The organism is Kitasatospora sp. NPDC059827 (genome assembly GCF_042731675.1).
Taxonomy (GTDB): domain Bacteria; phylum Actinomycetota; class Actinomycetes; order Streptomycetales; family Streptomycetaceae; genus Kitasatospora.
Genome location: NZ_JBHWIV010000074.1, coordinates 1 through 9,699 on the forward strand (window position 1 = coordinate 1; position 9,699 = coordinate 9,699).

Annotated in this window: 9 protein-coding genes and 1 tRNA gene; 3 read left to right on the forward strand and 7 right to left on the reverse strand. The window is 76.3% G+C overall.

What is annotated here, in order from left to right; all coding sequences use genetic code 11:
- Positions 1-58: 58 nt before the first annotated feature.
- The 3 genes from ACFV8H_RS32320 to ACFV8H_RS32330 form a co-directional block, all read right to left on the reverse strand.
- Positions 59-132, reverse strand: a tRNA-Lys gene (locus ACFV8H_RS32320).
- Positions 133-200: 68 nt separating this feature from the next.
- A complete protein-coding gene (locus ACFV8H_RS32325) occupies positions 201-764 on the reverse strand; it encodes a bifunctional DNA primase/polymerase (protein ID WP_380407121.1) in 564 nt (187 codons plus the stop codon).
- Between the two features lie 190 nt (positions 765-954).
- Positions 955-1,311 (reverse strand): hypothetical protein, encoded by a 357-nt coding sequence (locus ACFV8H_RS32330; protein ID WP_375883340.1) that lies wholly within the window; start codon positions 1,309-1,311, stop codon positions 955-957.
- 303 nt (positions 1,312-1,614) lie between these two features.
- On the opposite strand from ACFV8H_RS32330, the gene ACFV8H_RS32335 reads away from it, so the two are divergent.
- Complete coding sequence (locus ACFV8H_RS32335; RefSeq protein WP_380407075.1) at positions 1,615-1,923, forward strand: hypothetical protein; 309 nt, start codon at positions 1,615-1,617, stop codon at positions 1,921-1,923.
- A 14-nt stretch (positions 1,924-1,937) separates the two neighbouring features.
- Here the strand turns inward: ACFV8H_RS32335 and ACFV8H_RS32340 are convergent, their stop codons facing one another.
- Genes ACFV8H_RS32340 through ACFV8H_RS32350 form a run of 3 tightly spaced genes read right to left on the reverse strand, consistent with a single transcriptional unit; the run spans position 1,938 to position 6,213 of the window.
- Entirely contained in the window at positions 1,938-3,299 is a 1,362-nt protein-coding gene (locus ACFV8H_RS32340; protein WP_380407077.1) for an AAA domain-containing protein, read from the reverse strand.
- Positions 3,299-4,927, reverse strand: a complete 1,629-nt coding sequence (locus ACFV8H_RS32345) for a hypothetical protein (RefSeq protein ID WP_380407079.1) — start codon at positions 4,925-4,927, stop codon at positions 3,299-3,301. Before ACFV8H_RS32345 ends, ACFV8H_RS32340 begins: the two co-directional genes overlap by 1 nt.
- Positions 4,924-6,213 (reverse strand): hypothetical protein, encoded by a 1,290-nt coding sequence (locus tag ACFV8H_RS32350; RefSeq protein ID WP_380407081.1) that lies wholly within the window; start codon positions 6,211-6,213, stop codon positions 4,924-4,926. The genes ACFV8H_RS32345 and ACFV8H_RS32350 overlap by 4 nt, the downstream gene beginning before the upstream one ends.
- A 153-nt stretch (positions 6,214-6,366) precedes the next feature.
- Here ACFV8H_RS32350 and ACFV8H_RS32355 point away from each other — a divergent pair, with 153 nt between their 5' ends.
- A complete protein-coding gene (locus ACFV8H_RS32355) occupies positions 6,367-7,023 on the forward strand; it encodes a histidine phosphatase family protein (protein WP_380407083.1) in 657 nt (218 codons plus the stop codon).
- 40 nt (positions 7,024-7,063) lie between these two features.
- Here ACFV8H_RS32355 and ACFV8H_RS32360 read toward each other — a convergent pair whose 3' ends face one another.
- Positions 7,064-8,707, reverse strand: a complete 1,644-nt coding sequence (locus ACFV8H_RS32360) for a tetratricopeptide repeat protein (RefSeq protein WP_380407085.1) — start codon at positions 8,705-8,707, stop codon at positions 7,064-7,066.
- 261 nt (positions 8,708-8,968) lie between these two features.
- Between ACFV8H_RS32360 and ACFV8H_RS32365 the strand changes: the two genes are divergently transcribed.
- Positions 8,969-9,484 (forward strand): hypothetical protein, encoded by a 516-nt coding sequence (locus tag ACFV8H_RS32365; RefSeq protein WP_380407087.1) that lies wholly within the window; start codon positions 8,969-8,971, stop codon positions 9,482-9,484.
- Positions 9,485-9,699 lie beyond the last annotated feature (215 nt).

Genomic DNA, 9,699 nt, shown 5'->3' on the forward strand with positions numbered 1-9,699 from the left:
GCTCACGGGGAAACGCGGTAAGGCCCATTGCTCTCGCAAGGGGCCTTCCGGCTGTCTGTGCGCCGCCAGGGACTCGAACCCCGGACCCGCTGATTAAGAGTCAGCTGCTCTAACCAACTGAGCTAGCGGCGCCTGCTGACAGAGAAAACTGTAGCAGCGGCCGGCGGTCGAGCCAAAATCGAATACCGGCCGCCCTCCGTTCACCCCCGGGTCACCAGGACCGGTTCGGCCACGGCGCCGGTACCGGGCTCGCGCGCCGCCCGCACACAGGCCCACAGCACCACCGAGGCCCCGGGCAGCCAGGGCTCCCGCTCCTCCGGGGCGACGATCCAGCGGCCGGTGCCCCGGCCGGGGGAGTCCGGGCCGTGCACCATCCGCTGCAGCGGCGGGACGGTCACCGCGTCGCCCTTGCCGTGGCACAGCAGCGGCGGCACGTCCCGGGCCCACTCCTCCCAGGCCAGCAGCCGGCGCAGCCGGGGCGCGGTGCCGGGCCGGACGAACAGCAGGGTGCGCCCGCGGTAGGCCGCGACCGGGCCGCAGCCGGGGCCGGAGGCCCACAGCTCGTCCAGCACCCGGCGGCCGAACAGCGACGGCATGCTGATCACGTCGAAGGCCCGCCCGCAGGGCAGCACGGAGGGTGCCCACGGGCGGGCCTCCCAGAGGGCGCGCATGCTGCGCGGGTACTCGCTGGCGGAGGCCAGCCAGGCCTCCCCGGCCACGGTGACGTACTCCACCGACTGGTGCGTCCAGATGTCCACGCCCAGCAGCCTGCGCCGTGCGCGCCCCCGGCGTGGTGGAAAGCCCCGTTCGCCGGACAGGGCGACGGGCGATCGCGTACCCTCCGCCGCTGGCATATGCCAGCGGCTGGGGAGGGTCTGCGGAACGGGCCGGGGCGGGACGCGAGGGGCAGGGTTCGAGGGGCTGGGTTCGGCGGGCGGGGTTCGAGGAGTGGGATCAGTCCTCGTGGCGGCGCGGCTGGATCAGGCCTCGGCCGTACTCGATCATCTTGGCCGCGTAGTCCGGGGTCCAGTCCGCGCGCTCGGCGACCTCGGTGTCCGACAGCGCGTCGAACCGGCGCGGGTCGGCCAGCTGTGCGGCGGCGACGGCCTGGAAGTCGGTGGCCCGCTCGGCGGCGGCCCGGAAGGCCAGGGCCAGCTCGGTGGAGCGGCGCAGCAGCTCGGCGGGGTCGTCGATCGACTCCAGGTCGAAGAATCGTTCCGGCTCCGGTTCGGCTGCCTGCGGCTCGAACAGGAGCTGCGCGGGGCGCAGGCGCCTGGTGGGCTCGGGCGTCTCGGCGGGGGAGTCGGGCATGGACGGACACCTCCGGGGTCTCGGTGAGGGAGGGCGGCGGGCTGCTCCGGGCCGCGCCGCCCGGTCGTGGCCGTCGTCCATTGTCTCGCGGCGGCGGCCGGTAGCGGAACGGTGCGCGTGCAGGCGCTATTCCCGGGCGCGCGCCGGGGCGGTGATCCGGGCGCCGCGCTTCCAGGTCGCATGCGAACCGGTTGTACCGGGTACGGCGGCCGCCCGGCGGACCGGGAAGCACCCGCCGAGCGGCGCCACCCATCGAACCGAGCACCGTCCGTCGAGCACCGTCCACCGAACCGGGAGCACCCCATGCGCGCACTGTCCACCGGCCTCCTGCTGGCCGCCGCCGTCCTCGTCCCGGCCGTCCTCGTCCCGGCCGCCCCCGCCGCCGCGGCGGAGACGGCGAAGGTCGTCACCGGGCCGCCCAGCAGCCCGGGCGGCACCTCCACGGCCACCTGCCCGAACGGCACCCACCTGACCGGCGGCGGCTACCGGCTCCAGCCCGATGCCGACGGCCCGGTGCGCGCCAGCGGGCCGACCGCCGACGCCACCGGCTGGAGCGCCCAGGCCGCGCACGGGTCCGTGGTGGCCTTCGCGGTCTGCGAGACCGAGGACTGACCGTCCACGATCGGCTACCTCAGCCGGACCCGGTGGCCGCCGAGGTGCTGGAGGACCTGGTGGTTGGCCTCCCAGCCGTCCGGGAAGGCCACCGGGACCCCGAGTTGGACCGGCTCGGTCGACGGGTGCTCGTCCAGCAGTTCGGCGATCCCGGCCCGGGCGACCACGATGCACGCGTGCCGGTGCCGGGAGGCGAGCACGCAGAGCCGGCCGGTCTCCAGGTGGAAGGCGGTCGCGTCGGGGCGTCCGGAGAGCGGGTGCAGCACCACGGTGACGTCGTACTCCCGGCCCTGCAGCCGGTTCGCGGTGTCCACCGTGACGGCCGGCCCGACCGTGCCGTCCACCGGGACACCCACCTTGAGCAGGGCCGCCCGCACCGCCGCCGCCTGGTCCCGGTGCGCCGTGCCGACGGCGATCCGGTCCGCGGTGAGCGGCGCCTCGCCCTGTTCGGAGCGGGCGGTCAGCCCGCGCTCCAGCAGTCGCCGCACGGTCGCCGCGACGGCCGCCACCGCCTGCGGGTCGGTCCGCACGGTGTGCCGGGCGGGCAGCTCCAGCAGCGCCCAGCCGTGCTCGGCCGCCCGGTCGATCACCGCGTCCAGCGCCGAGCCGTCCGGGCGGACGGCCGGGGTCAGCCCGCGGTCGTCCGGGCCGGTGCCGGAGCGGAACGGCGTGTACGGGTAGAACGCCCGGGAGATCAGCGGCGCCGCGCTGGCCGGCAGCCGCCAGGAGACCGGCAGCCGGTGCGGCTCGATCTGCGGGTTGTGCGCCAGCATCGTCACCACCGCGCTGCTGGACGGGTCGTAGGACAGGCCCGCCCACTGCTCGGTGCCGACCACGGTGAACGGGTCCAGCTGGCCCGGGTCGCCGACGAACAGCGCCCGCTCGAACAGCCGGGCCACCGCCAGCAGGGCGTCCGAGCGCATCTGGTACGCCTCGTCGACGATCGCGTGCCGCCACGGCGCCTCGGCCCGCACCCACTGCCACTTCGCGGCGGTGGAGATCACCACGTCGTGCTCGACCAGGTCGGCGACCTTGTCGGAGGGCGTGACATTGGCGTGCCGGAGCACCTCGGGGCCGGGCCGGGAGTCCGCCGCGTGCAGTCGGCCGATCGTCAACTCCGGTGCCTTCTCGGCCAGTCGGCCGACCAGGTCGTCCACCTGGCCGTTCGTCTGGGCGACGACCATCAGCCGCTCGCCGGCCGCCACCAGCTCCCGGGCCGCCCGCACCACCAGGGTCGACTTCCCGGCGCCGGGCGGGGAGTCCACCACCACGCCGCGCGGCGCGCCGACCGCGGGGTGGACGGTGGCCGCCAGGATCCGGGCCACGGCGGCGTCGGCGGCCGCCCCCGGGGACTGCGCGTCGATCGGTTCGGTCATCACTCCCACTCCTCGGCGGCGACAGCGGCGGTGGTGGTGGCGGCGTTGGTAGCGGACGGCGGGGCCGAGGCGGCGCCCGGCGGGCCGCCGTGGGTCCACGGGGTGTCGTCCGGTTCGGGCAGCGGCGCGGACTGGCGGACCGTCAGCTCGAACAGAGTGAAGGTGACCGGTTCGCCGGGCTCGGGCAGGCTGCCCGGCTCCGGCTCCTTCTTGCGGCCCATGCCGGACAGCACCCGCAGCGTGATGGTGCCCTCGGCCGGGTCGACCGCCACGATCCGCGCCTTCTGCGCCGTCGGGCCGTGCACCCGGTGCGCCTCCCGGCCGAGGTCGGCGTGCGGGCGGTCGGTGGTGCGCAGGGTGACCAGCGGGCGCGGCTTGGGGGAGCGGCCGGTGGTGTCGTAGTCCGGCACCACCTTCGTCACCACCCCGCTGAACGCCTCGCCGGACAGCCGGTGTTCGGCCATCGCCAGCGGGTCGTCCAGGGCCTCCTGGACGTCCAGCCGGGCCTGCTCGCGCTCGCGCTGGGCGAGCTTGCGGGCCGCGGTGACGGCGTCGTCCTGCCGGGGCTGCGGGGGCTCGCCGGCCGCCAGGCGGTCCCGGTGGCCGGTGTAGGACCAGCGGTCGCCGGTCCAGCGCTCCTCCAGGTGGCCGGCCGGCGGCAGGGCGCGCAGCAGGTCCAGGCCCCGCCAGACGTCCCGCCAGGTCGGGAGGAGGACGGCGGACAGCGCCCGCTCCAGCTGTTCGACCGCCGCGCGGACGGCCGCCCGGGCGCGCTCGGCGGCGGCCTCGTCGCGCTGCTCGGTGCTGTGCTGCAGGGCGTTGACGGCCGCGTCGTAGCGGGCGATCGCCGGGGCCAGCACCCCTTCGTCGAAGGCCGGGTCGGTGGCCGGACCGGCCGGCGGGTGCACGAGTTGGCCGTGCTCGTCGCGGGCGGACTCGGCCAGTTCGGCCGCCCCGGCCCCGGTCAGCCCCGGCGGCGGAGCGTGCCAGGCCAGCCGGGCCGCCAGGTGCTGGTCCTCCAGGTGGCTCTGGCCGGTGGCCCAGTGCCGGGCGAGCAGGCCGGTCATCGGCAGCAGCAGGCTGGAACCGGGCACCTGGGCGCGGTCGGTGAGGTGGGTCAGCCAGCGGCCGAGCAGCGGCACCCGCAGCGGTGCCGGGTGGGGGCCCGGGTCGGCGTCCTCGGCGGTGCGGCGGAAGCGGGTGGAGCGGCCGATCAGGGCGAGGTGGTGCACGCCCCCGCCGTTGGGCACGATCAGCTGCGGCGCGTCCGTGCACAACTCCCGGAACACCTGGGTCTTCTCGCCGCTCTCCGGGTCCTTCTCGGAGCCCTCGATCTGTTCGACGTCCGTGCCGAAGGACTCCAGGTAGGGCAGCAGGTCGGCGGCGAGCGCGGCCAGGTAGTCGAACCGGAGCGTGCGGTTGAGCGGCTGCGGCACCAGGTGCAGCCGGGGCGCGTCCCGGTCGGTGCCCAGCAGGACGGCCAGCGGCGCGCCGGCCTCACCGGCGGCGGTCAGCGGGACGACCACCATCGGGCGCTCCGACAGGTGCCGGTGCCGGACGGTGGCCAGCGGCTCGGCCTGCCCGCTGCGGACGGCCTCCAGCCGGGCGAGGGTGGTCAGCAGGCTCATGCGGTCCCGCCCAAGGCTTCCGGGCCCGGCGCTTCCGTACCCGGCGCCCTCGTACCCAGCGCTTCCGCGCGCAGGGCGGAGGCGTAGGCCAGGCGTTCGGCCGCCTCGTGCGCGCCGTCGCCGTCCTCGCCGTCCCCGTCCTCGCCGGCCTCGTTGTCCCCGCCGTTCGAGCCCCCGGCGCCGGCCGCTGCGGCCAGGGCCCCGGTGACCGTCCGGAGGTCGCCCAGCTCGCCGCGCACGCCCCGGCCGAGCTGCTCGACCCGGTCGTCGCAGCGGGCCCGGGCGCGGCAGTGGAAGCCGAGTTCGCAGGTGGAGAGGCAGTCCGGGCTGTAGGCGGCGGGCACCGCCTCGACCGAGGCGGTCAGCTGTTCGGTGCTGCGGGCCGGGGCGCCGTCCTGGTCGGCGGCCAGGTCGAAGTCGGTGCCGGGCGGCAGCGCCTCCAGCAGCCGGCCGATGCCCGTCATCCGGCTCAACTGGCGGCGGGTGGTGGCCAGCTCGCGGCGGACGTCGACGGCGACCGCGGTCGGCCGGTTGCCGAAGTCCTTCGGGCAGACCAGCAGCACGGTGGTGCGGGGGCTGCCCGGCAGCCGCTGCTCGGTGTACGGGTCGTCGGTGAGCGGCAGCCCGGCGGCCGCAGCGGCGGCGTGCTGGAGCGCCAGCACGTACACGGCGGCCTGGCGGGCGGCGGCGCCGACCTTGGCCGGGTCCGCGCTGCCGTCCAGCACCGGGAAGGACTTGATCTCGACCACCGTGCACCGCCCGCCGTGCACCACCAGGGCGTCCGGTTCCAGGTAGGCGGTGCTTCCGGCGACGCCGAGCCGCAGCATCGGGTGGTCCAGCAGCGTCCAGGCGTCCGGGTCGGCGGCGGCCCGGGCCAGGGCCTCGGCCGTCCGGTCGGCGCGGACGGCCGGGCCGGAGCGGTGCAGCAGGTCCGGGACCAGCAGCGGGGTGCGGTCGTCCGCGGGGACGCCGAGGTGGGCGCGGAGCGGCTCCAGCAGGGCGGCGTGGTCGTCCGCCTTCAGCCGGGACTCGAAGACCAGGCCGCGGGCGATCGCGAACGGGGACTGCCCGAAGGGGGCGGGGCGGCCGAGCCGGGCGGCCAGCACCGACTTGTCCACTCCGGCCGCGTCCAGGACGGCGCGGCGGTGGCAGCCCGGATTGGCGGCCAGGGCGGCGAGGGAGCGGGCGTTCAGACTGCGCTGCGGGGCCGGTCCGCGCAGCTCGGCGAGCCGCAGGGCGAGCGGCTCAGCGGGCCCGCCGAGCGGGACGTTCGTCGAGACGTTCATGGTGCGGCCCAGTGTCGCATCCGGGTCCGACAACGCGGTGCGGACCGGGCGGCCGGGGCCCGCGATCGTGGCCGCCGTGCCGGTGGGGGATCATGGAGCCCGGTGCTCAAGGGTGAGACCGACCGTTGACCGCCCCGTTGCGAGGAGCCTGCCATGCCCGCCCGAATCGTGCTGGTCCGCCACGGTGAGACCGAGTGGTCGGCCACCGGCCGCCACACCGGCCGCACCGACATCCCGCTGACCGAGGAGGGCCGGGCGATGGCCCGGGCGCTCGGCGCCCGACTCGCCAAGGCCCCCTGGAACGGCCTGCCGGACGCGCTCGTCTACACCAGCCCGCTCGGCCGCGCGAAGGAGACCTGTGCGCTGGCCGGCCTCGGCGACCGCGCGGTCGACCGCCCCGAACTGCTGGAGTGGGACTACGGCCAGTACGAGGGCCGCACCGGCGCCGACATCCGGGCCACCGACCACCCCGGCTGGCTGATCTGGCGCGACGGGGTGCCCGGCGGCGAGAAGCTCTCCGACGTCGCCGCCCGGGTGGACGCCTTCCTGGCCGGACTCAACGAGGAGCACGGCGTCCCGGAGTCGGACACCACCGAGATGCACTGCGCCGACCGGGACGTCGTCCTGTTCGCGCACGGCCACCTGCTGCGCATCCTGACCGCCCGCTGGCTGGGCCTGCCGCCCGAGTTCGCCCAGCGGTTCAAGCTCGGTACGGCGGCGCTGTGCGTGCTGTCCTGGGAGTACGGCGCCCCGGCGGTGGAGGTCTGGAACGACCTGTCCCACCTGGAGGGGCTGAACGCGGCCCACTGAGGCCGGTGGTGACGACCCGTCACAGCGGTCGTCGGTCCGCTCAGGCCGCCGCGGCCCGGTCGTAGCCGATCAGGAAGCGGCGGACCTCGGCGACCGAGGCGTGTTGCCGCAGCCGTCCCGCGGTGTCCGCCAGCATGCTGCGGATCCGGGCCGAGCGGACCTCGCCGAACAGTGCGACGGCGGCCGAGCCGTGGTGCGCCGCCCCCGTCAAGTCCCCCCGGCCCAGCCGGTCGTGGGCCAGTTCGGCGGTGTACAGCACCCGGTTGCGGACGAAGTGCGGCTCCTGGAGCGCTATGGCCAGCGCGGCCTGCTCGCTGGCCCGGTCCCAGTCCTCCAGGGCGGACCAGCACTGCGACTGCAGCCCGGCGATCTCCGCCTCGCCGAAGAAGGACATCCACTCCGGGTCGGTCTCCGACGGCCCCCGGTCGAACAGCGCGTAGGCCCGGCCGATCGCGCGTTCGCAGGCGGAACGGTCCCGCAGCACGGCCCAGGCGCCGGCCTCGCGCATGGCGAGCAGGGCGAGCAGCCGGGCGGAGTCCACCTCCCGGGCTGCGGACTGCCCGGCCTGCGCGGCGCGCAGCGCCTCGCGCGGGCGTCCGGCGTCCCGGGCGAGGAAGGCGCTGTTGCAGAAGACGTGCGCCTCCAGGGCGGAGTCCCCGGCCATCCGGGCGGTGGCGAGCGCCTCGGCGTAGAACGAGCGGGCGTCCGCCAGCCGGTTCGAGTCGTGCGCCAACCAGCCCACCGAGATGGCCAGTTCACCGGCCCCGGCCTGGAGCCGGCGCTCGGTCTCGGCGCTGTAGTCGCCCTCGTTGAGCAGGACGTAGGCGGTGCGCAGGGACTGCCCGGCGAGTTCGTACAGGGCGTCCGCGCCGTGGGCGTCGTCGGCCAGTCTGATGTCCCGGACGGCCTGTTCGACGCCGAACACCTCGGCGGTGCCGACCTTGCGCAGCGGCGGCACCGGCCCGGGGCGCCCGAACACCACCGGATCGGCGCCGTGCAGTGCGGGCGCGGTGAACTCCGCACCGGGGAAGGCGGATCGGCCGGGTGCCGGGCCGAAGCCGGGGCCGGTGGCGGTGACGGCAGGGGTGACCGGGCCGGCGGCGGCCGGCCGGTCGATGCCGATCACGGTGGCCAGCGCGGTGGTGCCGCCGGCCAGGAACGTACGGCGACGCACGTCGTCGTTCTCCTCGTCGAGATAGGGCGATCCATCGGGCCCCCTGGGCACCGCGCCGGCCATCGGCCACGGGGGCCCGTCCGGAGCGGTTGGATCCGCGTACGGCGAGGCAGCGTACGGGAGTTGAGTGGAGAGTGGTGAGCGCGGGGCGGGCAGGGGCGGGAACGGTGGATGGACCGGGAGGTGGAGCGCGGCCGCCCCGGCGGACGCCCCGCCGCCGGCCGCCGAGCGGCGGCGGACGGCGGTGCGGGGGGCGAAGCCGAGGTCGGTGAGCGTGCATCCCGGCCACATGTGCCGGAACACCCGCTCGTAGGCGTAGTTGGGGCAGCGGATCTCACCGGACTCGACCCGTCCGACGTAGCGGGCGTCGCAGGACACGTGCTCGCCGATCTCGCGGGCGGCGCGGCGGACGGCCGTGGCGAACTCGCCCGGTGAGCGGTCGCCGCGCAGTGCGCGCATCACGGTGTTGGGGGACGGTCGGTTCGGCTCGGCCGGTGGGGTGGCTGCCATGGCGCCGAGAGTACTCGGAGTCACCGGTCGGACACATTCGGTTGGTGCGGCATTTGCTGTCAATCCGGTGCAAAGCGGGCATTGTTGTCGGATATCCGCCATGAAATGCCATGCCTTGCTGTAATGCGCCCCGTGGCCTCCGGCGGTCCCGCGGCGTTGTCCTGATACGTGGAAGCCCAGGCCGCCCCCCGGCCCGTCCCCGCCCCCGCGGCCCCACACCCGGCGGCAGTGCTTCCGAACCGACGAGGTACAGGAGGGCCCATGATGGCCACCGGACTGCCGCAGCACCGACCCGTCGCCGGGGGCGTGCTCGCCGCCGCCGTCCCCGCCCTGCTCCCCGACCCCGCCGACGACCGGTTCCCCGGCCGGGGCCCGGTCGAGGGCGGCCGGGGCTCCTGCGGCGGACTGCGCCGGGACGCCGTCGTCCCGGCCGAGGACACCCTCCTCACCGCCTGCGACACGGTGACGGTCGCCCTGCGGCACGGCCTGGAGGCCGTCGACATCCTCAGGCTGCGCCGCGCCTGCGGGGCCGTCCTGCAGAGCCGCAACGGCAGCACCGTCTCCTTCCTCGTCCCGGCCGGTACCTGGGAGACCTGGCACCTGCCCGGCAGCTCCTGTACGGCCGGCGCCCTGGTGCCCGGCGCCACCGACCCGCGCTGGGTGATCCCGCCCACCGGAACCGGCCGCGCCACCCGCCCCACCGACGCCTGGGTGCTCCGCTCCGCCCTCTGCGAGGCCGCCTGCACGCTCACCGCGGGCGGCCTCGGCCCGTTCTAGCGGGCGTGCCGCGCGGATCAGGCCGGGCCCTTACGCCTCCGACCGGATCCCCGTGGCACGCCCCCGACCAGGGGAGCGACCTCGGCGGTGACCCGCCCAGGTCGCTGGACGGCGACACCCCCCCCGGGGGGCCGCCACCGCCGCCCAGCCCCGTTGGCCGGGCCGCGCCACCCCCCCCCCGGGGCCCGGCGCGGGTGAAAGGCGACCGGGGGCGA